A 22,593-nucleotide genomic window follows, 5' to 3' on the forward strand; every position below is an offset into this window, starting at 1 on the left:
CGGGGTGATAAGCTCTCTTTCCTGTTAACCTCCCACGCATTTTTTCACGAAGCAAACTTTCGGCTTGCGTTGTTTGCCGGGTACTGCCGCAAGCTTTCTGCCTGCGCCGGCATCTGTAACAACCTGTGGCAGCTATAGTATAAGGCAAATCACCTCAACTCAACAAAGTATACTTTACAAGCATTATGAGCCAATACCCAACCCGCGACAAGCAAAGCATCCAGCAACTTTACAACACCATACTTCCTGCCCTGGCTGAGCAGATCCACCAAAGTATCGCCCCGGTGCTTCCTATGTTCGACAACTTTACGCTGGAGCGGGTAATTGACACGTGGACCAGAGACCCCTCGGCAGCCGACACATCGGAAGTGGTGAGCGTAGAGAACGGCAACGTGCAGCAACTGGGGCTGCGGCTGCGGTTGGAGGGATTTCAGAAACCGGGGGTAGAAGCGTTTAACCTGGCCAAGGACCTGGTATTTAAACTGGAGTACAGCAGCTATACCGTTGGTCCGGACAAGAACAACGTGTGGCTTGAGAAGCCATACTTGGAGCGCTGGGAAAAAACGGAGCTGGAGGACGTGGCCGGTAAGTGGAGCGAAGAGTTGGTGGAGGAGCTGACGCAGCGCCTGCAAAAGCTGATATAAGCCTGCTCCTGAGGCCAAGACCCTTGAATCTCTGTGCTCATGTTCTGTTTTTTGAAAAAAAATAAACCTCGTTAATGCGTTGATTTAAAGATTTTTATGTCTTGTGGTTTGCTTGGGTATTCCTGAGTGGCACACAAATTGCAAATTACCCTCCCTGAATACGTGAAGTAGATTTTTAATTTAAAGAACACGTTATGAAAAAGGGAAATTACATTTTCAGCATGCTCCTTATAGTATCGATGCTGCTGAGTATTCCGGGCATGGCACAAGAGAGAAAGAAGATCAGTCCGCAGGCAAAAGGCGCCGTGATTGGCGCGGCTACCGGTGCGGCGGCAGGTGCCATTATACATAAGCGCAACCGGGTGGTTGGCGGTGTAGTGGGTGGCGTTGTAGGTGGCGGTGCCGGCTATGCCATTGGCAAGCGCGTGGATAACAAACGAAAAGCCGAAGAGGCTGAGCGCGTGGCTGCTGCCAACAGAGCTGCGGAGGCGGCAAGAGCTGCAGAGGCCCGAAACGCCAGAACCGTGGCAGCCAAAGCCCCTGCACGCAAGCAAGTAAGCCAGCCAGCCCCGGCTAAGCGGGCAATGGTGGCTCAGAACCAGGTGGTGGTGCCTTATGCCGCTTACCAGGAGGAGCCGTCGCTTATCACTAGCCTTGGCTATCTGCCAAACCTCACCTTCGGGAAGCCTAATACCGCTTATGCCACTTCAGAGGTAAGGAGAAAGAGCTGGTAACACGTTAACCACTTCAGCAAAGTTTATCTGCGGCAGGTTTTCGTTACGGCGTACCTGCCGCAGCATTTTACAACATAATCACACAAGTATGAAACGCTTTTTGTATATACTGTTTTTTGCCGCTGTGTTTACTTCCTGCTCAGAGCCGGAAGAGGCGGTGGATGTGCAGCGCCTGAACCAGGAGTTTATCAGTGCCTGGAACAGCAAAGACGCTGACAAAGCAATCTCGTTACTGGCAGAGGATGTGCAGTTCTTGCAGGGAGAGACGCATTTTCAGGGTAAATCTGAAGTAGCAAACCGCTGGGTTAAGGATACTTACAGCAGCATTTCTGACCTGAAGACAAATGTGGTAAGCTCCGGTACCGACAGTGAAACAGCGTATGAGGCCGGTACTTTCTCGGTGGATGTGCTGCCTGAGGGGCCAGACCAGTTGAGCGGAATCGGGGAGGGTAACTTTATCCTGCTCTGGAAAAAGAACAAAGACGGCGAGTGGAAGTTGAGCTATGCCCAACTTGAAGACTTGCCGGTACAGGCCAAGAATTAAGGCAGGTTTATAGTATAAAACGGGAGTCCGTGCGGCACAAACTGCCGCACGGACTTTTTTGTTTTTGAGCCAGCTTATTGCTTGATGAGTTTAAGCTGCTGTTGCCCGTCGCTGAGCTGAACGGAGAGAATATAGATGCCGGCCGGCAGGTTCAGGTTCTGCAGCAGCAGCTGGTTGTGGCCACTCTCCAGTTCCTGAGCGGACCGGTATGCCACCCTGCCTTCTAAAGTATGAAGCTGGATGAGCGCCTGCCCGTGGTGAGGAGAGGTAACGGTAAGATGAAAGCTGTCTGTAAATGGGTTGGGGTAAGCCTGTACAGCCAGAGCGCCCGGCGTGCTGCCCGCCTGAATTACCCGCACAGGGCTAAAACTGTAGGTGCCGCCATAGTCTACCTGCCTTAGCCTGTAGTATAATGTTTTGCTTCCGTAACGGGCAATGTTCGGGTCGGTGTAGGCGTAGTGTTGCAGGGATACGGTGGTGCCATGGCCGGCCACGTGCCCGGTGCTGGTATAGTGCTTTCCGTCGGTGCTTACCTCAATGTTAAAGTGGCTGTTATCTGTTTCTGAGGCAGTGGCCCACTCCAGCGTGGCACTGTTGCCGGCGCGTTTGGCTGAAAAATGCAGAAGCTCTATCGGCAAAGAGGTGATAGGGTCGCTGGCCCGCACGCCAAAGGCCTGCAACCCGCTGGAGGCAAGTATAACGGTTTGGCCGCTGTAGTTGGCTTTGGTGCTGGTAACGTTGTTATAGCTTCCCCCGCTCATCAGAATGTGCTCCTGGCCAAAGGCAATGTTATCGGTAGGAGAGTCTTTATATGCGATATTGTCGCCGCCATCAGATAAGGTATAAACTACCACCACCTTGCTTGCCTCCTGGTTAAGGAGCACGATGGGCCGGGTGCCGCGGTGCGTCACTTCGTACAAATCGTCCCAGGTGCCGTCGGGCCGGCGCACCAGAAGTATGATTTCCGGGTAGTCGCCGTTGTCGTAGCTGGTTTTTACGGCGCAGTACAGCGTGCCGTCGTCAGCTACGGCCATGTTCAAATGATCGTCCGCCATGCCGCCGCCAATATTATCGGCAGCCTGTGTTGCACCCGGCATTTCGTCCTGAGACCAGGTATCGGCATCGGTGCCGTCGGTATGGGTGCTAAAGCCAAAGCGTTTTGTTAACTGGTTCGACCACAGCACGCCTATCTTTCCGGGCATCGCAATCACGGCACAAATGTCATCGCTGGAGATCTCCTCAGGAAAGGTATGCTTGTTCGTGCTGTTCCAGTTGGAGTAAGGCGGAACACTCCACCGCGCGTAGATCCTTTTTTTGCCGCTGCTTTGGTTGCCGCTGTATGCCAGCCACATCCGGCCAGTGCCGTCAATGTCGATGGTGGCAGTCTCAGCACTATTATCCAGGGTGATGGCGGCAGTTGCGCTACGCAGGGACCATAGCTTATAGTTGTCTTGCTCCTGGTCAAATTCCAGGGAGACCAGTTCGGAGTTTTTGCCTTTAAAGATGAGTATATGGGCTACGTTGCCAACTATTTTGCAGTCGGCACGCATGTCTGTGGCTGAAGAAAGGAACAGCGCCTCTTCCCACGTATCGTCAATCAGGCGCCAGAGGTGGGTGCCGCTGGAGTTAGGCAAAACAGTCCAAAAACTGCCGGCATACTCCCATACTTTAGACTGCGGCTTATCTGCTGTTGTGGCAGAGACAGTTAAGGGGGTTAAGGGCTGAATAGAGGCAAACTGGGCGAAAGCGTTTGCGTGAAGTAGTAGTACACAGCAAAGTAACAGCGTAAAGTTCCTCATAAGCAATTCCCCCTTCTCTCTTGCTGCTTTATATATTTATATTATTTCATGAATATTGATGTTTAACGATGTATATGTAAATTAGTTGTTGCTATAGTGCAAGTTAAGTGTTAATAAAAGGGCTGCCCCAGTAAGTATAAACGGCTAAAGCGGCTACACCTGGCGCAATGGCAATTCCTGTGAAGTCTGCTATCTTTGCCTTTGATGAACGCCTTTAAACTTAGCCCATACTACCGCCTCTACGCTTTTTCTGATTACCAGAGTATGAAGGCTGCGCTGCCCTATATGCAGCGGGTGGTGCTGGCGAAAAGCCTGCAGGATGTGGAGGAAGCAGATGCCAGAAGGGTCGTGAGCCGGGGCAGGGGAGGCGGCTATAAAAACTACCTGGAGCCGTTCGGCAGCTACCAGGCCAAGGGCAGCGGCATACAGTCGCTGGTGACGGCGCTGCAGGCGCTCTATAAAAGCAACAGCTACTCGGCCAGGTACATAGTAGTGGAAAGGTGCTGAAGTGCAGCCCCAAAAAAAGAGGCTGCCCCGCATGCCGGAACAGCCTCCTTACAAGTATAATTGGAGGGGTTATGCCTGCTTCACCAGCTGCACCTCGCCCTGTATCTTCAGTTCTTCGCCCAGCATCACGCCGCCTGTCTCCAGGGCAGCGTTGTAGTTAATGCCCCAGTCCTTGCGGTTAATCTTGCCGCTGATGGAGAAACCCGCCTTCACATTGCCCCAAGGGTCTGTGGCAATGCCGTTGTTCTCTACCGACAGCTTCACCGGCTTGGTCGTGTCTTTAATCGTCAGGTCGCCGAACAGGTGGAAGGTTTCGTCATCTACCTTCTCTACTTTAGTAGACACGAACTTCATGTTCGGGTGCGTATCGGTGGCAAAGAAGTCGGCATTGCGCAGGTGCTCGTCGCGCTGCTCGTTGCTCGTATCAATAGAGGCGGGGTTAATGTTTGCCACCACCTTCGCGTTTGTAAAGTCATCTCCGTCGGTTTCAGCCTCCGCTTCGAACTCCGTGAACTTGCCGGTCACGTTGGAGATCATCAGGTGCTTAATTTTAAAACCAAGTTCGCTGTGGGTTGGGTCCAGAGACCATTTTGTAGTTGCCATGTTTATTCGTACTAAATTTAAAGTTGTTATATTCTAAAAGTTTAATGATGTTCTTTTTCCTAACACTGTTAGGTATAACGGCAAAAAAATTATGCTTTCATACCGGACACAAAGCCTCGGATAAAATCCTGGAGCACTAACTGGTTCAGCTCTCTTTTGTTTTCGCCGGTGCCCATCATGTTGATCGAGATCAGGCCGTGCAGCATAGACCAGAACGTGTGCAGTTTCAGGAACGGGTCCGTGTCGGGGTGCTTGCCTGCCGCGATAAGCTCCTTGATCGGCTGCAAAATCAAATCGCTGAAGGTGCTCAGTTCGCTGATCTGATTTACCGTTTCGCAGGACGGGATGCCCAGGCCATACATTACCTGGTAGTAAGCCGCGTTGTCGAAGGCAAACTTCCAGTAGGCGTAGGCCATGGCCTCTATCTGTGCTTCAGGCGTTTCAACTTTATTCTTTGCCTTGATCAGCCCCTGGTTCAGCTTCTGAAAGCCCTGCTTTGTCAGCTCCAGAAGTATGGCCTCCTTGTTCGCGAAATGGTCGTAGATCACGGGAACGCTGTACTCGATGGCCTCGGCAATTTTTCGGATAGAAAGCGCCTGCCAGCCATCCTGCACCACCAGGTGCCAGGCAGCCTCCAGTATAGAGGCCCGTACCTCTTCCTTATGCCGTTTCTTCCGTTCTGCTATTCCCATTCTTGTTATCTCTGTTATTTTACCTAACAGTGTTAGCAAAGGTAGAAGTTCCAGGCGAGAAAGTAAAATTTGTGGCGGCACAAGTAAAGAAAACTGAGTGATTGACGAAAGAAAATCAAGGTGCCCTCTTAAGGTAAACTACACCTCTTAAAGAAGATAAAATTTTAGATGATTCTTTAACTATAGCAGTGTGTTGTTATACTTATTGTATGATTTGTTGAGGTTGCTAAATTTTCTTTTGCCAAGTATAAGCTAAATTATATATTTGGTTTATAACAGCTTTTAAGCCTGTATTTGTGCCAATAAAATGCGCATAGGTGGAGTATAGTGCTAAGTTTATGTAAGGTTTCTGAAGAAAGAGTGGTGGTGAATTACATAGAGAACTGTACTTTTTTGTGTGCCTAGAATCGTGACGGTATTAGCTAAGTGCAAAGTATAAAGGTTCTGTGCCAGCTGATGACGTTGCTCAAACTGAAAACAAACTGACTTATGTTTCTATTATACTCATCTGCAAAGCTGCGGGCGGTAGTTGTCTGCATGCTACTTCTTTTGTCTGGGCTCTCTGTCGCCTCTGCCTCTCAAAATGAATACTTCCCTTTCTACGAACCGGATACCACCAAACTGCACAGGCTGGCGACGGCCAAGCGGGAGTCGCTGGTGCGCTACCTTCAGGTGCCGGAGGGGGTAAGTGCAGACTATAAAAAAAGCTTTGCTAGTATAGTTGCCCGAACAGCTACCGACAGCTATGAGCGGGTGCGCTATACGGCCTTGCTGGATACAGTTATCTCACCGTTTGTGCAGGAGGTGTTTCAGGAGGTGCTGGCCGCCAACAAGGAATTACCTCCTGCTAACCTTGTGCTTACAAGAAGCCCGGTGGAGAACGCCTATGCTCTGGCAGACGGTACCATATTCTTTAACGTGGGCTTGTTATCCAAACTGCAGAATGAGGGGCAGCTGGCGTACATCATATGCCATGAACTGGCCCACATTAAGCTGCGGCACATGGAGCGTAACATCACAGAAATTTTAGATGTGATGCATGGCCGCTATTACAAGAAACAGTATAAGAAGCTTACTCGGGAGAAGTACAACAAGTACGCTAAAATGGAGTCTTTTCTGGAGGGGCTTACCCTGAACAGCCTGTACCATAAGCGCTCGCTGGAAACGCAAGCAGACTCCCTGGGTCTTATTTTGTACACAAACACGCGCTATAGTATAGCGGATGCCTTCGGTACTCTACAGCTTCTAGATAAAGTAGACCTGCCATACTCCGTGCAGCCTGTAGACATCAACAGGTATTTTGGATGTGCAGGTTATACCTATAAGCCTCAGCAAAATGGAACAACGGCCTCCGTTTTCAATATTTCTGCACAGCAGCCTGATTTTGCAGAAAATCCGGATACGCTTAAAACGCACCCGGACTGCATGAAGCGGCTAGCCTACATCCGTCAGTTGGCCGGAGATAAGGCCAGAGCCGCAAAGCCAGAAAGCGGATACAGCCAAGGCATGCGGCATATAGCAGACCTGGCAAAGCGGGAGGTCACCCAGAGTTGGTATGACTCTGGCAATTACGACTACTCGTTGTTCAACGCGCTTCTGCTGCTGCAAGGGCAGCCCGGAAGTACTTACCTCAGAAGCATGGTGCAGATGAGCCTTGCCGGGCTAAAGCGGCACATGGAGCAGCACCGGTTCGGTGAGATGGTGGCAGTAGCCTCTGATTACAAACCTGCCAACCTAAACGACTTCCTCAACTTTCTGAACAGCCTGAATACCTCTGATTTTAAAAGCATCGGCAACTGCCTGAATTCAGCTTTAGCTGGCGCTGAAGCCGTGCCTGCAAACAAAGAGTATGGCTTAATGGCCAAGTATGCCCAAGCCATTCTACTGGATAAAGAACAGGAGGCAGATAGGCTACGGAACATCTATCTGGAGGAGTACAAGGAGGGACGGTTTGGCCCGCTGCTGCTTTGGGAAGGCATTAACTAAGAAACAACTTTAATTTCACTGTATGAGAAAACGTATACCATTGATTGCCTTGCTGGCACTAAGCTTGTGCACCTTCACGGCAAAGGCGCAGCAGTACACACTGGCCGGCTTTTCTAATTTTAACAAAGAGGCGCTTAACCCAGTTTATGTCGGGGCGGAGGTGCAGGGCTACTCTATTTTTTATAGAACAGACCAGGCTGACAAGAAACACTATAATTATGGGTTTGATCTTTTTGACCAGAACCTGCAAAAGCTCAAAAACATTACGATTACCAAGGAAGGCTACTACAACCGCTTGCTCGGTTCGTGGTTTAACGGAAAGAGCTTTGCTTTTTATTTTTATGATGCTGCGTCAGGAAACCTGGAACTGGATGTGTATGATAACGCGCTGAACAAGGTAAAGTCTGTTGAGCTGCCCAAAATCTCCAGCACCAACCGAGGTGTTGCCTACCAGCAGCTATTGCACCCCCTTAACCGCAGCAACAGGAATATTTCTGAGCTTAACCTCTATCCGGTGCCCCAGAAGGGCTTTATCCGAAACGCCTACACCAGAGGCCAAAAGGGCTTTGAGTTGGAGATGTATGACAACAACCTTGAACTGAAGTGGAGCTACCAAACGGATAAGAAAGCAAAAGGCTACGAAACCATCATCGTAAACGAGGTGACGGATAAATATCTGCTGGCCACTATAGGGCGCAGTCCTTCAGCCAAATACCAGGGCACTTTATTTTATATAGCAGCTTTTGATGTGGAAACCGGCGAGAAAGTGCTGGACTACGAAATAGGAAAGCAGGATGGGCGGCAGCTGGTACTGGGCAACTTCAGGCTGGATGGCAAAAAGGGTGAAGTGATTGCTGCAGGCGAGTTTTATGCGGCTGAGGCCAGAGTGCTGAAAGATCACAGCCAGGGTATGTTTATAAAGCGAATCGGGCTTGATGGCAAAGAGAAGCATGTGGAGTTTTATGAATGGGATAAAGGCATCGCGCCGATGCTGCCGCAGGGCGCGATGGAAGGTTTTGGCAAAGGTAAGATCAGTTTTGTGCATGATATAGTGCAAGGGCGCGGTGGCAGATACCACATTATCACAGAGCAGTACACTTTGCGGCGGGATGGCGTTTCGGTGGCACTGGCGGTAATGGGCAGCGTTAAGCCCACTGTCTTCGGCATAGTTGGCGATATGGCGGTTTATACACTCTCGCCTGACCTTAAGCTCAGCAGGGTGGATGTCTTTGATAAAGAGGAAACAAAATTTGGCCTACCCCGAAGGAGCAAGCCGTTCGGCAACCCCGTGCTTGGACACATCATCAAGCGGACCAACGGGTTTGACTACCAGTTTACGCAAGGTGAAAATAACCCGGAGAACCTGCACCTGAGCTACACCAAGGATACAAAGTTAAAGAGGAGCCGGTATGACCAAACCGTGCTGGAGAGCGTGGCCTTCCTGAACGGCGCAGGTGCTGTTACAGACAAACTGGATATTTCTTCTTCTAAAGAGATAACGACTTTCGTGTATCCCGCAAAAACCGGTTATGTGATGGTGCTGAATAATGTGGATAATAATTTGGAGATGAAGCTGGTGAAGCTAAACAAGTAAACAGAGCGCTTCAAAGTCGGCTGGCTGCCAAAGGCGCAGCCGTGCATACTGGGGCAAGGCCCGGACAATAGTGTCCGGGCCTTGCTTTTTCCAAGGTATAAGCAGTTGTTCGCGTTGCTGCTAACCTCTGCCTGCCGCAATGTGCCAGCAGCTTTGCAGCACTTGCCTATTAAATTTTATACTTCAACCCAAAAATTCTAACAAAGTATAGGAAAATAAAAATACTTGTTTACATTTGTAGTGTACTATGTAACTAATACACTATAGCAATGCACGCATGATAGAGATCCAGGAGTTAAGCTTTGGGTACCCCGGAAAGCCGCTGCTTTTCCAGAACCTGCATTTGTCGCTCTCGCAAGGGCACATCTATGGCCTGTTAGGTAAGAACGGAGCCGGTAAATCCACGTTGCTCAAGAACATGGTAGGCCTGTGCTTCCCCAGGCACGGCAGGTGCGCCATCCACGGCAAAAGTGTTTCCGGCAGACCGGTAGACCTGCTGGAGGATTTATACTTCATTCCGGAGGAGATCTACGTGCCGGCGCTCACGCCGCAGAAGTTTGTTTCCAGCACGGCCTGTTTCTACCCTAACTTTTGCGAGGATTCTTTTTACCGGTACCTGCAGGAGTTTGAGGTGCCGCAGCATGCCGTGCTGAGCAAGCTCTCGTTTGGCCAGCAGAAAAAAGCCATTATCGCCTTCGGCCTTGCCGCCAACACGCGCCTCCTCGTGATGGACGAGCCTACCAACGGGCTGGACATCCCCTCCAAGGTGCAGTTCCGGAAAACCATAGCGGCCGCCCTGACCGAGGAACGCTGCATCGTTATCTCCACGCACCAGGTAAGAGACCTGGATAGCTTGATCGACAGGCTGGTGGTGCTGCACGAGCAGAAAATCATACTGAACAGCAGCCTGGACGAAATAGCCGAGAAACTGACATTTGCCACCCTGCCTGACACAGCCGGCAAACAGGTCTTGTATGCCGAAGACTCTGTGAGGGGCAAGCAGGTGATCATGCCGAACCTGCAGGGCACCTACAGCAAAGTAGAAATAGAACTTCTTTTTAACGCCCTTATTAGCGGCAACAGCAGTCTTTTAAATCACTTAAAACTGACAGAGTATGAGCAGGCATTTTAACCTCAGGCGCTTCGGGCTGCTGTTTAAGAAACAGGTGGCCGAGCAGTATAAACCATACCTTATGAGCCTGGCCGTGCTTACCGGCCTGCTGGCGCTCCTGATCGGGGTGCCTGCCTATGTGCAGTCGCGGCCCCTGGTGGTTAGCATGCAGGAGTTCTTGTTTGTGATGCCGCTGCTGCTGGCCGGCGCCATCTTTACGAGCAGCATCTTCTCCGCCCTCGGAGATAAAAAGCATGCCATTGCCACGCTCACACTGCCGGCCTCTCACCTGGAAAAGTACCTGCTCGGCTGGGTCTTCTCCTTCCTCATCTTCCTTATACTTTATACCATCAGCTTTTACGGCGTGCTCGCGGTGGTGCTAAGTATGGACGACTGGCAGGGTGCAGAGAAGCAGATGCTGAACATCTTCTCCGGGAGAATGCTACGGAACGTGCTGGGTGCCTATGCCATGGTGCACGCGGTGGCCCTGGTAGGAGCGGTATACTTTGAGAAAGGGCACTTTATTAAAACTGCCTTCGTTTTCCTGCTCTTTATGATCGTGCTGGTAACCCTGAACAAGCAGGTGATACAGTTGGTGCTGGGCCACGACCTTTCAGCCATGCCTTTTGGGGGAGTTACGCTCACAGAGAACGACAGAATGTTTAATGTAGCGCCTCCCAAGCAGTTTTCCGAATGGTTAAACTCCGCTTTAGGGGTGGTGCTGATGCTTATACTTTGGATAGCGGCCTACGCGCGGCTAAGAGAGAAGCAGGTTTAAAGCGTAACATACATGGAATTTAGAGACAACGAAGCCATTTACCTGCAGATTGCCGCCTACATAAGCGAGCGCATCCTGCTGGGGGAGTGGCCCGAAGAACATAAAGTGCCCTCGGTGCGGGAGATGGCGGTGGAGCTGCAGGTAAACCCCAACACCGTGATGCGCACCTATGAGTTTCTGCAGAAGCAGGAGGTGATCTATAACAAGCGGGGCATCGGCTTTTTTGTGGCCCCTGATGCCGCCGCCAAAGTGAAAGCCTACCGCAAGGAGCGTTTCCTGGAGCAGGACCTGCCTGTGTTTTTTACGAACCTCTACCTGCTCGGCATCAGCCTGGAAGAACTTCAGGGCCTTTACGAAAAGTTTACATCAGACCATTACGGAGCATCCCAAAAGAAAGAATCATGAAAACCAGTAATAAACTCTTGTTGGCAGCCGTGCTTGTGCTGCTCGCCTCGCTGGCGGTATATAACGTGGCCCTGACTGCCGAGTATAAAAAAGGCGGTTTTAAAAACCCTTTTGCCGGGTATGAGGCCCGGGGGCTGAAAGACTTTCAGGAGGTTTCGGTGAACGTGGGAAACAGCATGAGCGTGGAGATAGTGCCGGGAGACTTTGAGGTGCGGGTGCTGGACAAAGTAGCGGACTATGTAAAAGCTGAGGTGCGCGGGGAGGAGCTGGTGCTGGAGGTGGCATATCCGGAAGAGTATAGCATGCCGAGCGCGGGGCCTCATGTCATCATCTCCTGCCCCGACCTTACCACCTTAAAAACAAACGCTGTGTATACCGCTGGCGGTAAAAAGATAGAGGAGAAAGCATATAAAGAATGGAGTATGGTTCATAATGCAGTTACACTGAAAGAGATGGAGCTCGACAGCCTCACGATTTTGCAGGACAACGGCAGCGCGGTTATACTTCAGGGCAATAAGATCGGTCACCTGCAGGCCACAGCGGGTATAAGCAGCGGCAGCAGCCCGAAGCTAACCGTGGCCAACGGTAACACCATCCAGAGCGCGCAGCTGGACATCCGGTCGGGCAGCGAGTTGGTGCTGGACAACGTTTCCATCCCCAACCTGACCTACAGCTTCTCGGATAGCGCCAAAACAGTTTTGTCGGGGGCGTCGCTGCGTGTGCTGCGGCAATAACCGGCGGTTTCTGAAGTTTATTTTAAGCCGTTGGCCCCGAATCTGAGGCGAATGACCAGCCCTTGCGGCAGTTGCTTTGATGCTCTTCCTTTTTTGACTAATTTAAAGAGGACGTTCAAAAGTATACTTAAAAAAAGACCGAAAGGAGGGAGGAAACCATGGCTCAGCAGATTTGGAAGTACCTAGGCATTATGTTGGTGATTGTGTTGGCGGTGCAGCTATGCAGCCAGCAGCAGATCATGACCGCAGGCGGTATGACTACCGCATCAGACACAAAGTTAAATGCGCTGAAGCCGGTGTTTAGTGCGCCGGCGGTGCCGGAGGCCCTGAGCTTTGCCGGCGAGCCGGTGCCGCTGCAGGTGCCCGACGTGGCCGAGCGCCTGGACCGCGAGCTGGTGGTGAACTCTTATCTGCACGGCACCATTTTTCTGGGCCTGAAGCGCATGCAGCGCTATGTGCCGGAGATTAAAGCCATCCTGAAAGAACACCATGTGCCGGAAGACTTTGTATACCTGGCGCTGGCCGAGAGTTTGTTTGGCCACGTTACCTCGCCGGCCGGTGCGGCTGGTTTCTGGCAGCTGATGCCCGACACTGCCCGCGGCTACGGTCTGGTGGTGAACGGCGAGGTGGACGAGCGCTTCCATGTGCAAAAAGCTACGCTGGCGGCTGTGCAGTACCTCAAAAAAGCCAAAGCGCGCTTCGGCTCCTGGACCAACGCCGCCGCCTCTTATAACAGAGGTATGGCCGGCCTGGGCCGCGCGCTGGAGCGGCAGGGGGTAAGCTCCTATTACGACCTCTACCTGAACGACGAAACCTCACGGTACATGTTCCGCATCCTGGCCCTGAAAGAGGTGCTGGGCAACCCGCAGAAGTATAACTTCGAGATGAGTGAAGAGCGCGGCTACCAACCGCTGCCATCACGCATTATCAAGATCACTTCCACCATTAAAGACCTGCCTGCCTACGCGCTGGAGCAAGGCACTAATTACAAAACCCTGCGCCTCTACAACCCCTGGCTAAAAGACTACAAGCTAACCGTGCCGCAAGGCAAGGCGTTTGAGCTAAAGCTGCCGCAGGAGGCGATGTAAGTATAAGGGGACACCATAGCGCAAGCGTCCGCTTGTGCCAAGGGAATATAAATCCGAGTTTATCATACTATCATATTGTAAATCAGAAGGAGCAGCTTATTATTAGGAGATTTATAATATAAGCCAAAAAAAATTTTTTAATCTTATATTTGGCTCCTTGAACTAACCTTACGGCAATGCACCCCACAACAACTAATATTTCAAACTGGTTTAAAAATCCAGCTCCTGAAAATCAGTTACAAACGTTCATTGAACGGAATCCGAACTTCACGAGCAGCGAAACCACTATTGAAGAGGCGGCCGCACAGCTGGAAGTTGTAAAAAACCACGTACTTATCGCAATAGAAAACGGGGAGTTTGACAAAATTTCTTTTATAAATAGAAATCAAATGGCCACCCATCTTACAAGCATAACTGGCCATTTAAATATAATAGCTCAGCATTCCTATAATGTAGGACACTCTACAGTAAAAAATCAAGCAGTTGCCTTAATCACAAATATCCTGCATATATATGAACTGTTTATTCATTTACCCATACTTAATAATTCAAAAGGATTATACAGTTATAAAGAGGAAGTAAAGGAGCTAGTTAAGGGGAAGAAACAGTTTGAAAAGAATTTAGCTGAAATTCAGAAAGCAGAAGGTGTCTTCAATGAAACTCAGGGTTTACTTACTAATGTAAAGCAGCAGGTAGATGAGTGGACTAAGACAAATGCTACTCTAAAATCTGAGTACAAGACAGTCATAAACATTAAAAAACAGATTGATGCTCTTTACCAAGATATCCAGACAAGTGTGCAGGATATCAACAATAAAAAATTAGTCATAAACTCTGTGCATACTAATGCCCAGAGTATTGAAGACACTATAGAAGCATCAGGTAATAAGATAAAGAAGTTTATTGAACAAAAGACAGGAGATATTCAGTTCTTCATTGATACTGAAACAGACTTCTTCAGTAAAGAGTTAAAAGCTTTAGTAGATAAAACTAGCTCAATAGTTGTAACGAACCTTGAACAACAGCGAAAAGTGAATCAACTATTAGAGGGCGCTAATGCTGGCAGGCTTTATCGGTCCTTTTGGTTAAGGAAGAAGCAGTTAGAAGAAAAACAAAAATATTGGCTTGGAGGTATAATTTCAATCAATATTCTCATAGTGTGCCTATCTATCTTATTGGTCAACGGAAGCGAGTGGCTTGGAGTCAACCCATTGGATCTAAAAGACATTGATGGAGCATTTATTTTTAAATTAGTTATCTCCATTCCACTATTATTTCTTGATTATTTCATTGTATCGCAATATAACTCAAGAGCTGAGCTGATTGAAAAGTATTCTTTCAAATCAGCACTATCGTTATCGTTGCTTTCTTATAACGAAATGATAAAAGAAAATGCAGAGAGTGACGAATCTAGAGAATTTATAAACAAGACAGTAGATTTGATATATGAATCACCTTTTGATACACCCAGAGCACCAAAAGGCTACAATAGGTTTTTGCAAAAAATAGAAGAACATACGCATAATGCGGTATCGAAAGGAATAGAAAAAGTTACAAGCTAAGGGAAAGTCAGCCTTAACAATTAAAGCCGTTGTTGGTGTTTTTACCAACAACTCAAAACAGCACCAAGCAAAAAAGCCCTGCAGATTTTCATCTGCAGGGCTTTTGTACCTTGGGCCGGAGTCGAACCGGCACGAGTGTTACCTCATTGGTGTTTGAGACCAACGCGTCTACCAATTCCGCCACCAAGGCTTGTCGTCCTTATCCAGCTTAAGTACCTTGGGCCGGAGTCGAACTGGTGTTCCTCTGTCAGGAACGGGATGCAAACTTAGATAATGTTTCCTGAATACGCAACAGATATTTTTTCTTCAGGTAATAAGTTTTCACCTCCTGCAGGGCCTCGTCCTTGGTGATGCCGTGCAACTCGGGGTAGCGTTGCAGAACCGGCAGCACATCGTTGTCCAGTTGCGCCACAATGCCCGCTGTTTTCTCACCTATCTCGTGCAGCTTGGCAGCGTCAAAGTCAAACTCCAGCTCCATCAGCTCCTCGTTAATGTCCATCATGTCCATCAGGAAATCGCCGGGCAGCTCGTTCTTGCCGCCTTCCTCCAGTATGCCGTGTTCCTTCAGGATGTACTGCATGCGCAGGTCGGGGTTGGAGAGGGTGCGGTAGGCGTTGGTGTTTAGGGTGCTCAGCTGCAGGATCTCCTGCTGCTTCTCCTGCGGTTCGTTGGCGTAAAAATCCGGGTGGTACTCGCGGCTCAGCTTGTAGTAGGTGTTCTTCAGCGCCTTTTCGTCAAGTATAAAACTCTCAGGTATATCGTAAAACTCGAAGTAGTTTTTCATGTATCAATCAGCAATTAATATTTAGCGGCCAGCCCAACAAAGGCAGCCATACACAGCAAAGGTACAGCAAAAGGGCCAGGATTGTTCGAAAGGAACCAGGCTGTTTGCGCTCGCCCACTGCCGGATGCTGGCAAGACCGGAGGCCAGTGCCGAAGTATTTCGGGAACTCCGCGAGGTCTTTACACTTGGACCTGCCTGTATGACCAGGCCTCCGGCTTGGCCGCGAAAAGGGTTTTGGTGGCCGGCCATACTTGCCCGAAAAGCTCCGAGCCGCGGTAGGCGTTCAGGTGCTCCTCGGAGTCCCAGAGGCTGTAGGTGCTGTATACGTTGGGTTGGTGCAGGTCCTGCAGCAGCTCCACATGGTTGCAGCCCTCAAAAGCGCGGATCCTGTCTTTAGAATTGCGGAAGATCTCCAGGAACTCCTCCGTTTTCTCCGGCTTAAACGTCATCCGGACGATGCGTATTAGCATGGTTTAATCGTTAGTTGTTAATTGTTTTTGGCCGTTGCAGGACCACAAGGTACTACGGCAAAAATAAGAATAACTGTAAGTCCAGCCAATTTGGGGTATTTTTAGCAATCAACAACCATCAACCATCAATTCCCCGGATAAAAGCGCACGTCTACCTGCGAGTCGAAGCCGAGGCCGAGGAGCTGGGCGGCGTGGCCTTTGTTGATGCCGATGCACAGCTGCCCCTCGCTGTTGTAGGTGCAGCAGCAGTCGCCGTCATCCACCTGGTTATAGTTGGGGTAAATGCGCCCTATGGTTTCGCGGCCGAAGTGGATGGTGAAGGTGCGGCCATGCGCAATGGTCTCCACGCTGTCGCGGGTGATGTCGGTGATGAGGTTGCCGTAGCGGTCCACGTGGATGACGTGGCCCGTGATGGCATGGTCGCCGAGGCGCAGCTGGCGGTTAAACAGTTGCCTGAAGTTGGTGGTGCGGTCGCCGAGCACGTCTATGTCGCCGCCCTGGGCCAGGTAAACGGCGGCAGGGGCCAGCAGGTCGCGCGCCGGGGAGGGCAGGAAAGGCGCCTCCGTCTTCAGCTCCACCACCAGCTCGGGCTGCCCATCTGTCAGCAGCGAGAGCAGGCCATTGTCGGGCAGCAGAAAATAATGCCCTTTATACTTTGTAGCATGGTATTTGCCATGTTTACAACCGTGGGTGTCTACAGCAATAATGTGCACGGTGCCTTCCGGAAAATCCCGGAAAACGGCCCCGAAAACATACTCAGCATGGGCGATGTTGTAGGGCTCAATGGCATGCGTGATGTCAATAACCTGCACCTGTGGGTCTAACGAGAGGATTTTGGCTTTCACGGCGGCTACGTAGTGGTCCCGGTATCCAAAGTCAGACAGAAACGTAATTACAGCCATAGTACGAACTATAATTTGAGTAGATTTGTATTAATATTACTGAATTTAGTTAAATTAAAGAAAATATTCTAAACCTGCTATATAAGAGGGTAATCATTTGGTAGAGAAAGTAATAACCTTAGAGAATATATCTCTCATCGATTTCCTGGGAACAGAGAACCAGAACATCAAACAGCTTGCGGCGGCATTCCCGAGCAGCAAGATCATATCGAGAGGTAACGAAATAAAGATCCAGGGGCAGACCCCTGAGATCACGAAAATCCACGAAATCCTGTCTTCGCTGATAGACCATTATCATAAGTTTGGGAAGATTACGCATAACAGCGTAAATAGATACCTTGGCACCGATTCTTTAACCGAAGAGGAGGTGATCATCACTTCTTCGGACGTGATCGTGTACGGCAGCAAGGGCGGCGTGATCAAGGCCAAAACCCCGAACCAGCAGAAATTGGTGGACGCGGTGGAGAAAAACGACCTGGTGTTTGCGCTGGGGCCTGCCGGTACGGGTAAAACCTATGTGTCGGTGGCCATGGCCGTGCGCGCGCTCAAGAACAAGGAGGTCAAGAAGATCATCATCTCCAGACCGGTGGTAGAGGCAGGCGAGAGCCTCGGCTTTTTGCCCGGCGACATGAAGGACAAGGTAGACCCCTACCTGCGCCCGATCTACGACGCCCTGGAGGACATGATCCCGGTGGAGAAGCTCAAGTATTACCAGGAGAACAAGATCATTGAGATTGCGCCGCTGGCCTACATGCGTGGCCGTACGCTGAACAATGCCTTCGTGCTGCTGGATGAGGCCCAGAACACCACGCCGGCCCAGATGAAGATGTTCCTGACGCGTATGGGCCCGAACGCCAAGCTGATGGTGAACGGCGACTGGTCGCAGATCGACCTGCCGCGCAACCAGCGCTCCGGTTTAATGGAGGCGCTCAATATCCTGCGCGGCGTGAAAGGCATCGGCTTTGTGGAGATGACTGCTGAGGACGTGGTGCGCCACCGCCTGGTGCGCGACATCGTGAACGCCTACAGCGAACTGGAGGAGAAGCGCCGCGCCGCCCGCGAGGAGGCCAAGGCAGCCGAAGATAGCGAAACCGTGAAACTGAACGGCCGCAGCAGGAAGCAGCCGGCAGAATAGCGATTAGCTGAACTTTCTGTACCTTCATTTTGATTTATGTTTACTAACATACCTGTAGAGGCGCAACCTGTTGCGTCTCTACTTTTTTTATACTTCATACAGGCCATGATCAAGGTAAAACGAGCCACCTCGAAAGAGGAACTGCTGGCAGCTTTTGATATACGCGAAAAAGTGTTTGTGCAGGAGCAGCAGGTGCCCCGCGATGCGGAGTATGACGCCCACGATGCCACCGCCAAACACTACCTGGCGATATATGGAGGCGTGCCCTGCGGCGCGGCGCGATGGCGCAAAACAGACGCCGGCGTAAAGCTGGAGCGCTTCGCTGTGCTGCCGGAGTTCCGCAACAAAAGCATAGGCGGCAAGGTGCTGAAGCTGGTGCTGGAGGACGTGCAGGCGGCACAGCCGGGGCAGAAAATCTACCTGCATGCGCAGCTGCCGGCGGTAAACTTTTACAAGCGCCACGGCTTTGCCGAGGAAGGCGACATGTTTACCGAGTGCGACATCCGGCACTATAAAATGGTATACAAGGGCTGATGCTGCGCTGGGCGCCATACCCGTTTGTGCGCATAGTGCTCAGTTTTATAGCGGGCATTGGGCTATACTTTTGGCTGGGTGCGCAGCTTGGGCAGGCACTGTGGTTGCTTATGGCTGTTTTTTCAGCATTTGTGGCTGCGGCCATACTTGCCAGGAAGTATAAAAGTGCCTTTGCTACGGATGTAGCGGGTATTTTGGCCCTCCTCACTTTTGTGGTTTTAGGCTATGTTACCGTTCACCAGCGTACCGAACTAAACCAGCCTGATCATATCGCTCATCTAAAGGCAGCGCCAAGCTACTACAAAGGTGTGGTGGATGATTATGTGCTGCAGAAGCCGGGCTACCAAAGCACGGTGCTGGAGGTGGAGCAGGTGCAGGTTAATGGCCATTGGCAGCAGGCCACCGGCAAAGTGCAGCTCTCAGTGCCCCACGACTCCGAGAAGAAGTATGAGTTGCGCTACGGCGACGTGCTCCTCGTGAAGGGCAGCCCGCAGGAGGTGGCCCCACCGCTCAATCCAAACCAGTTCGATTACAAAGCCTATCTCGGCAACAAAGGTATTTACCACCAGCACTACTTGCAGCCGCTGCAGTACCAGAAAATAGCCGCTGATCCACCGAACCTTATTTTATACTACAGCATACTGTTGCGTCGCAACCTGGATGCTGTACTGCAGGAGCGGGTGGGGCAGAAGCGTGAGTATGCCATAGCCTCGGCGCTTATACTTGGCGTAAAGGACGAGCTGGATAACAGCATCCGGCAGGCCTATGCCGATACGGGCACGATGCACGTACTGGCGGTGTCGGGGCTACACGTAGGGCTGATTTATGGGGTGCTGATGTTCCTGTTCGGGAGGTTTACGGCCACGGCCAGGCAGCGTTGGTTCGGGACCATACTGGTGCTGGCGGCGCTTTGGCTGTATGCTTTCGTCACGGGGCTGTCGCCGTCGGTGCTGCGGGCAGTGCTGATGTTTAGCCTGGTGGCCATTGGTATGGCGTTGCGGCGGCGCACGGTTATCTACAACACAATTGCGTTCGCGGCCCTGGCGCTGCTCTACCTAAACCCGTACAACCTGCTGGAGGTAGGTTTCCAGCTGTCTTTTCTGGCGGTGCTGGGCATCGTGTACCTGCAGCCGCGGCTCTATGGCCTGCTGGCGGTGCGCAGCCGCCCCCTCGACTTTCTATGGGCGCTCTTTACGGTGGCGCTGGCCGCGCAGCTGGCTACGTTCCCGCTGGGCATATACTATTTTCACCAATTCCCGGTTTATTTCTGGCTGGCTAATATCCTGGTGGTGCCGCTTGCTACCTGGGTGCTCTTTTCGGGGGTGGCGGCTCTGGCGTTTAGCTGGGTGCCGGGGCTGAGCTGGCTGCTTTTTCAGGTGCATTTCTGGCTGATCTGGTTGATGAACGAGTTCAACCTCTGGCTACAGCGCTGGCCGCAGGCTATCCTCTCGGCCATCGATATCACTGCGGGCCAAACCTGGCTTTTATACCTGATCATGCTGGCTTTTATACTTTTCCTGGCCCTGAAGCGGCTCCGTTACCTGGCACTTGCGGTGGGTATGGTGGCTATACTTTCGGGGCAGGAGATGTGGGAGCAGGTGCAGCAAAGGCAGCAGCGGCAGCTGGTAGTATACAGCGTGCGCGGCAGCACGGGCATAGGGCTGGTGCAGGGGCAGCAGGCCCTGGTGCTGGCCGACTCCGCCCTGCTGCAAAAACAGCAGAGCTACACGTTTAGCGTGCAGCCGCACCTGCGGCAACTGGGCATTGCGCAGCCAAAACAGGTGCCGTTCGTTTCTCCTGAAGCTCCGGCCGTTTCGCTGCCCGACGGCAACCAGCTGCTGGTGTGGCAAGGGCAGCGTTGGCTCATACTTTCGCGGCCGCCTAAACTGCAGCCCAAGCCAGGCTTTGCAGTAGATTACCTGATGCTGCGCCAAAACGTGCGCCTGAAGCCGGAGCAACTGCAGGCTTATACTTTCTCCAAACTTGTTCTGGATGGCTCTAACGCGCCCTGGTATCGGCAACGCCTGCACCAGCAGCTGGATACGCTCGGCATCGCCTATGTTGATGTAGCAGAGTCAGGTGCTTTTGTGTTAGAGTTGTAGGGGGCGGATTTTATCAAAGTATAACAGCACTCCATCTTTCCTATTTACCGAGGCCTCTTCTTAAATAGAAGGGGGAGTTTCTGCAAGTGTAAACCCACCCCTAACCCCTCCCAGGAGGGGAATTCACCCCAGCCCTCTCCTAAGACCAGGGGAGGGATCTATTCTGCTGTTCCGGACTTCCTAGTCGGGCACTATTGCTGATGCGGACATCCTTGTTCGCATTTCTGCAGATCCTGTTTCAACTGCCCCTTCTTGTCGAAGGAGGGCAGTAATCAGCAGACGGTTATCATCCCCCTACCCCCGGCAGGAAAAGCTCCCAGCGCGATGCCCGAAAGAGTTTACCCCGAAGCATTTCGGGGAGGCCTTAAAGTATGAATGAATCTATAGCTATGTAAGACTGAGGGTGAACAATGGCTAGAAAGGATAGCTTAGCTCCAGTTGCAGGGAGCAGCAGCTAAGGTATAAGGCACAAGCGGACGCTTGCGCCAGAGAGGGTTAAGGAAGTATAAATGCACAAGCGGACGACTGCGCAGAAATAGTTTTTGAAGTGAACTGGAAAACTTTACCAACTCAGGTCACCGAATAACTCACGGCAAGAGACAAGGTACAGTAGCAGGGAAAAGCCCCTAAAAGCAAAAAGCTCTATTCACAAAGAACAGAGCTTAGCGTTGTGCGCACGGGGAGATTCGAACTCCCACACCCGAAGGCACCACCCCCTCAAGATGGCGTGTCTACCGATTTCACCACGTGCGCGGGTAAAAGTAGGATGCAAAAGTATAAACCGGCCCTGACAAAAGCAAAAGCAAACAATCAAAAAAATGTACTGTTTATACTTTAAGGCTAAAATCCGGCAGGCAAAGAACCATATAGACGGGCTGCGGTGTTAGCACATAAGAAAGTAGGAAGTGCATACGGAATTATGAATTTTTATAGATAAAGATGCCATGAGTCTAGGGCGTTTCTGAGATTGTTTATACCTTTATGTCTGTGCTGCAGGTTGATGCAAGGCGCTTTTTGTTTTTAGGTCTTTACGCTACGATACAAATATATGAGTATAGTTATAACAGGATTGTCGAAGAAGTTTGGAAAAAAGCAGGTGCTGCAGGAGCTGGACCTGACTATCGAAAGCGGCCAGATTTACTGTCTGCTGGGCAAGAACGGCGTGGGCAAAAGCACTTTCCTCAACTGCATCCTCGACCTGGTGCAGCCCGACAGTGGGAGCATCAGCCTGTTTGGCAAAGACTATCTCCAACACCAACTGGAGGTGAAGCAGAACCTGGGCGCCCTTTGCGAAGACAATCCGCTGATAGAGGAGTTTACGGGCCTGGAGTACCTTAACTTTGTAGCAAAGCTCTACAAGCTGCCTCCGGCCGAGACCCAGGAGCGTATCAGTAGCCTTGTAAACTATTTTTTTACGGATAAAGAGTCGTTGCAGAAGAATGTAGCGGGCTACTCTACCGGCATGAAAAAGAAAGTAGGCATTGCGGCCGCCATGTTGCACAAGCCGCAGGTGCTCATCCTGGACGAGCCGTTCACGGGCCTGGACCCGATTGCGGCGCAACTGCTGGTGCAACTCATCCGGAGCTACCGCAACGATAACCGCGCCATCCTCATCTCCTCGCACGACCTGAACTATGTGGAGAAGATCGCTACCCATATCGGTGTGCTGAACGACGGCCAGTTGATGTACAACGGGTCGGTGCAGGAGTTTACCAGAAATGGCGCCAACCTGATCGACCAGGCTTTGTTCCAGCTGTTGCTGCCGCACCACAACACAGAGGCCAACCTCGACTGGATGCTCACTTAAGTGAGTTAAAAGTTAAGAGTTCAAAGTGAAAAGTTTCACACGAACACTTTTGCAGACTCTTAATTCATCACTCTAAAT

22 protein-coding genes and 2 tRNA genes are annotated in these 22,593 nt (G+C 51.0%); 16 read left to right on the forward strand and 8 right to left on the reverse strand.

Annotated elements, in window-relative coordinates; all coding sequences use genetic code 11:
* The first annotated feature begins 185 nt into the window (after positions 1–185).
* The 3 genes from FJM65_RS08705 (at position 186) to FJM65_RS08715 (ending at position 1,922) form a co-directional block, all read left to right on the forward strand.
* Positions 186–644, forward strand: a complete 459-nt coding sequence (locus FJM65_RS08705) for a hypothetical protein (RefSeq protein WP_140621127.1) — start codon at positions 186–188, stop codon at positions 642–644.
* Positions 645–838: 194 nt separating this feature from the next.
* Entirely contained in the window at positions 839–1,378 is a 540-nt protein-coding gene (locus tag FJM65_RS08710; protein WP_140621128.1) for a glycine zipper domain-containing protein, read from the forward strand.
* Positions 1,379–1,466: 88 nt separating this feature from the next.
* Positions 1,467–1,922 carry a YybH family protein gene (locus tag FJM65_RS08715; RefSeq protein ID WP_140621129.1) on the forward strand — a complete coding sequence of 152 codons (456 nt, stop codon included), beginning with the start codon at positions 1,467–1,469 and terminating at the stop codon, positions 1,920–1,922.
* A gap of 74 nt (positions 1,923–1,996) precedes the next feature.
* Here FJM65_RS08715 and FJM65_RS08720 read toward each other — a convergent pair whose 3' ends face one another.
* Positions 1,997–3,721, reverse strand: a complete 1,725-nt coding sequence (locus FJM65_RS08720) for a T9SS type A sorting domain-containing protein (protein WP_140621130.1) — start codon at positions 3,719–3,721, stop codon at positions 1,997–1,999.
* Between the two features lie 204 nt (positions 3,722–3,925).
* Between FJM65_RS08720 and FJM65_RS08725 the strand changes: the two genes are divergently transcribed.
* Positions 3,926–4,228, forward strand: a complete 303-nt coding sequence (locus tag FJM65_RS08725; RefSeq protein WP_140621408.1) for a hypothetical protein — start codon at positions 3,926–3,928, stop codon at positions 4,226–4,228.
* Between the two features lie 69 nt (positions 4,229–4,297).
* Here FJM65_RS08725 and FJM65_RS08730 read toward each other — a convergent pair whose 3' ends face one another.
* On the reverse strand, positions 4,298–4,831 hold the full coding sequence (locus tag FJM65_RS08730) for a YceI family protein (protein WP_140621131.1): 534 nt from the start codon (positions 4,829–4,831) through the stop codon (positions 4,298–4,300).
* A gap of 89 nt (positions 4,832–4,920) precedes the next feature.
* The gene (locus tag FJM65_RS08735; RefSeq protein ID WP_140621132.1) at positions 4,921–5,523 is read right to left on the reverse strand and encodes a TetR/AcrR family transcriptional regulator; all 603 of its coding nucleotides are present in this window, start codon (positions 5,521–5,523) and stop codon (positions 4,921–4,923) included.
* A gap of 489 nt (positions 5,524–6,012) precedes the next feature.
* Between FJM65_RS08735 and FJM65_RS08740 the strand changes: the two genes are divergently transcribed.
* The 8 genes from FJM65_RS08740 to FJM65_RS08775 all read left to right on the forward strand — a co-directional run bounded on the left by FJM65_RS08740 (position 6,013) and on the right by FJM65_RS08775 (position 14,781).
* The gene (locus tag FJM65_RS08740) at positions 6,013–7,509 is read left to right on the forward strand and encodes a M48 family metalloprotease (RefSeq protein ID WP_140621133.1); all 1,497 of its coding nucleotides are present in this window, start codon (positions 6,013–6,015) and stop codon (positions 7,507–7,509) included.
* 22 nt (positions 7,510–7,531) lie between these two features.
* The gene (locus FJM65_RS08745) at positions 7,532–9,103 is read left to right on the forward strand and encodes a DUF6770 family protein (RefSeq protein ID WP_140621134.1); all 1,572 of its coding nucleotides are present in this window, start codon (positions 7,532–7,534) and stop codon (positions 9,101–9,103) included.
* Between the two features lie 277 nt (positions 9,104–9,380).
* A complete protein-coding gene (locus FJM65_RS08750) occupies positions 9,381–10,235 on the forward strand; it encodes an ABC transporter ATP-binding protein (protein WP_140621135.1) in 855 nt (284 codons plus the stop codon).
* Entirely contained in the window at positions 10,219–10,992 is a 774-nt protein-coding gene (locus FJM65_RS08755) for a hypothetical protein (protein WP_140621136.1), read from the forward strand. Before FJM65_RS08750 ends, FJM65_RS08755 begins: the two co-directional genes overlap by 17 nt.
* Positions 10,993–11,004: 12 nt before the next feature.
* The gene (locus tag FJM65_RS08760) at positions 11,005–11,397 is read left to right on the forward strand and encodes a GntR family transcriptional regulator (RefSeq protein WP_140621137.1); all 393 of its coding nucleotides are present in this window, start codon (positions 11,005–11,007) and stop codon (positions 11,395–11,397) included.
* The gene (locus FJM65_RS08765) at positions 11,394–12,131 is read left to right on the forward strand and encodes a hypothetical protein (RefSeq protein ID WP_140621138.1); all 738 of its coding nucleotides are present in this window, start codon (positions 11,394–11,396) and stop codon (positions 12,129–12,131) included. The genes FJM65_RS08760 and FJM65_RS08765 overlap by 4 nt, the downstream gene beginning before the upstream one ends.
* A 158-nt stretch (positions 12,132–12,289) precedes the next feature.
* On the forward strand, positions 12,290–13,219 hold the full coding sequence (locus FJM65_RS08770; RefSeq protein WP_140621139.1) for a lytic transglycosylase domain-containing protein: 930 nt from the start codon (positions 12,290–12,292) through the stop codon (positions 13,217–13,219).
* A 176-nt stretch (positions 13,220–13,395) separates the two neighbouring features.
* The gene (locus tag FJM65_RS08775) at positions 13,396–14,781 is read left to right on the forward strand and encodes a hypothetical protein (protein WP_140621140.1); all 1,386 of its coding nucleotides are present in this window, start codon (positions 13,396–13,398) and stop codon (positions 14,779–14,781) included.
* A 106-nt stretch (positions 14,782–14,887) separates the two neighbouring features.
* Here FJM65_RS08775 and FJM65_RS08780 read toward each other — a convergent pair.
* The 4 genes from FJM65_RS08780 to FJM65_RS08795 form a co-directional block, all read right to left on the reverse strand.
* Positions 14,888–14,971: transfer RNA gene (locus tag FJM65_RS08780), tRNA-Leu, on the reverse strand.
* A 57-nt stretch (positions 14,972–15,028) separates the two neighbouring features.
* A complete protein-coding gene (hscB, locus tag FJM65_RS08785; RefSeq protein WP_140621141.1) occupies positions 15,029–15,565 on the reverse strand; it encodes a Fe-S protein assembly co-chaperone HscB in 537 nt (178 codons plus the stop codon).
* Between the two features lie 179 nt (positions 15,566–15,744).
* Positions 15,745–16,035, reverse strand: coding sequence for a putative quinol monooxygenase (locus FJM65_RS08790; RefSeq protein ID WP_140621142.1), 291 nt, complete (start codon positions 16,033–16,035; stop codon positions 15,745–15,747).
* Between the two features lie 125 nt (positions 16,036–16,160).
* A complete protein-coding gene (locus FJM65_RS08795) occupies positions 16,161–16,937 on the reverse strand; it encodes an SAM hydrolase/SAM-dependent halogenase family protein (RefSeq protein ID WP_140621143.1) in 777 nt (258 codons plus the stop codon).
* A 97-nt stretch (positions 16,938–17,034) separates the two neighbouring features.
* On the opposite strand from FJM65_RS08795, the gene FJM65_RS08800 reads away from it, so the two are divergent.
* Genes FJM65_RS08800 through FJM65_RS08810 form a run of 3 tightly spaced genes read left to right on the forward strand, consistent with a single transcriptional unit; the run spans position 17,035 to position 20,708 of the window.
* Positions 17,035–18,072 (forward strand): PhoH family protein, encoded by a 1,038-nt coding sequence (locus tag FJM65_RS08800; protein WP_140621144.1) that lies wholly within the window; start codon positions 17,035–17,037, stop codon positions 18,070–18,072.
* A 36-nt stretch (positions 18,073–18,108) separates the two neighbouring features.
* On the forward strand, positions 18,109–18,606 hold the full coding sequence (locus FJM65_RS08805) for a GNAT family N-acetyltransferase (RefSeq protein ID WP_317131335.1): 498 nt from the start codon (positions 18,109–18,111) through the stop codon (positions 18,604–18,606).
* Complete coding sequence (locus FJM65_RS08810) at positions 18,606–20,708, forward strand: ComEC/Rec2 family competence protein (protein WP_140621145.1); 2,103 nt, start codon at positions 18,606–18,608, stop codon at positions 20,706–20,708. Before FJM65_RS08805 ends, FJM65_RS08810 begins: the two co-directional genes overlap by 1 nt.
* A 671-nt stretch (positions 20,709–21,379) precedes the next feature.
* Here the strand turns inward: FJM65_RS08810 and FJM65_RS08815 are convergent.
* A tRNA-Leu gene (locus FJM65_RS08815) sits at positions 21,380–21,461 on the reverse strand.
* Positions 21,462–21,756: 295 nt separating this feature from the next.
* Here FJM65_RS08815 and FJM65_RS08820 point away from each other — a divergent pair.
* On the forward strand, positions 21,757–22,515 hold the full coding sequence (locus FJM65_RS08820) for an ABC transporter ATP-binding protein (RefSeq protein WP_140621146.1): 759 nt from the start codon (positions 21,757–21,759) through the stop codon (positions 22,513–22,515).
* The last annotated feature ends 78 nt before the right edge of the window (positions 22,516–22,593 follow it).

The organism is Pontibacter mangrovi, from assembly GCF_006385705.1.
GTDB classification, from domain to species: Bacteria; Bacteroidota; Bacteroidia; order Cytophagales; family Hymenobacteraceae; genus Pontibacter; species Pontibacter mangrovi.

Bases quoted from the DNA above. Each gene is read 5' to 3' on its own strand.
- FJM65_RS08705 (WP_140621127.1), top strand. From the start codon at position 186: ATGAGCCAATACCCAACCCGCGACAAGCAAAGCATCCAGCAACTTTAC.
- FJM65_RS08710 (WP_140621128.1), top strand. From the start codon at position 839: ATGAAAAAGGGAAATTACATTTTCAGCATGCTCCTTATAGTATCGATG.
- FJM65_RS08715 (WP_140621129.1), top strand. From the start codon at position 1,467: ATGAAACGCTTTTTGTATATACTGTTTTTTGCCGCTGTGTTTACTTCC.
- FJM65_RS08720 (WP_140621130.1), bottom strand. From the start codon at position 3,721: ATGAGGAACTTTACGCTGTTACTTTGCTGTGTACTACTACTTCACGCA.
- FJM65_RS08725 (WP_140621408.1), top strand. From the start codon at position 3,926: ATGAACGCCTTTAAACTTAGCCCATACTACCGCCTCTACGCTTTTTCT.
- FJM65_RS08730 (WP_140621131.1), bottom strand. From the start codon at position 4,831: ATGGCAACTACAAAATGGTCTCTGGACCCAACCCACAGCGAACTTGGT.
- FJM65_RS08735 (WP_140621132.1), bottom strand. From the start codon at position 5,523: ATGGGAATAGCAGAACGGAAGAAACGGCATAAGGAAGAGGTACGGGCC.
- FJM65_RS08740 (WP_140621133.1), top strand. From the start codon at position 6,013: ATGTTTCTATTATACTCATCTGCAAAGCTGCGGGCGGTAGTTGTCTGC.
- FJM65_RS08745 (WP_140621134.1), top strand. From the start codon at position 7,532: ATGAGAAAACGTATACCATTGATTGCCTTGCTGGCACTAAGCTTGTGC.
- FJM65_RS08750 (WP_140621135.1), top strand. From the start codon at position 9,381: ATGATAGAGATCCAGGAGTTAAGCTTTGGGTACCCCGGAAAGCCGCTG.
- FJM65_RS08755 (WP_140621136.1), top strand. From the start codon at position 10,219: ATGAGCAGGCATTTTAACCTCAGGCGCTTCGGGCTGCTGTTTAAGAAA.
- FJM65_RS08760 (WP_140621137.1), top strand. From the start codon at position 11,005: ATGGAATTTAGAGACAACGAAGCCATTTACCTGCAGATTGCCGCCTAC.
- FJM65_RS08765 (WP_140621138.1), top strand. From the start codon at position 11,394: ATGAAAACCAGTAATAAACTCTTGTTGGCAGCCGTGCTTGTGCTGCTC.
- FJM65_RS08770 (WP_140621139.1), top strand. From the start codon at position 12,290: ATGGCTCAGCAGATTTGGAAGTACCTAGGCATTATGTTGGTGATTGTG.
- FJM65_RS08775 (WP_140621140.1), top strand. From the start codon at position 13,396: ATGCACCCCACAACAACTAATATTTCAAACTGGTTTAAAAATCCAGCT.
- hscB (WP_140621141.1), bottom strand. From the start codon at position 15,565: ATGAAAAACTACTTCGAGTTTTACGATATACCTGAGAGTTTTATACTT.
- FJM65_RS08790 (WP_140621142.1), bottom strand. From the start codon at position 16,035: ATGCTAATACGCATCGTCCGGATGACGTTTAAGCCGGAGAAAACGGAG.
- FJM65_RS08795 (WP_140621143.1), bottom strand. From the start codon at position 16,937: ATGGCTGTAATTACGTTTCTGTCTGACTTTGGATACCGGGACCACTAC.
- FJM65_RS08805 (WP_317131335.1), top strand. From the start codon at position 18,109: ATGTTTACTAACATACCTGTAGAGGCGCAACCTGTTGCGTCTCTACTT.
- FJM65_RS08810 (WP_140621145.1), top strand. From the start codon at position 18,606: ATGCTGCGCTGGGCGCCATACCCGTTTGTGCGCATAGTGCTCAGTTTT.
- FJM65_RS08820 (WP_140621146.1), top strand. From the start codon at position 21,757: ATGAGTATAGTTATAACAGGATTGTCGAAGAAGTTTGGAAAAAAGCAG.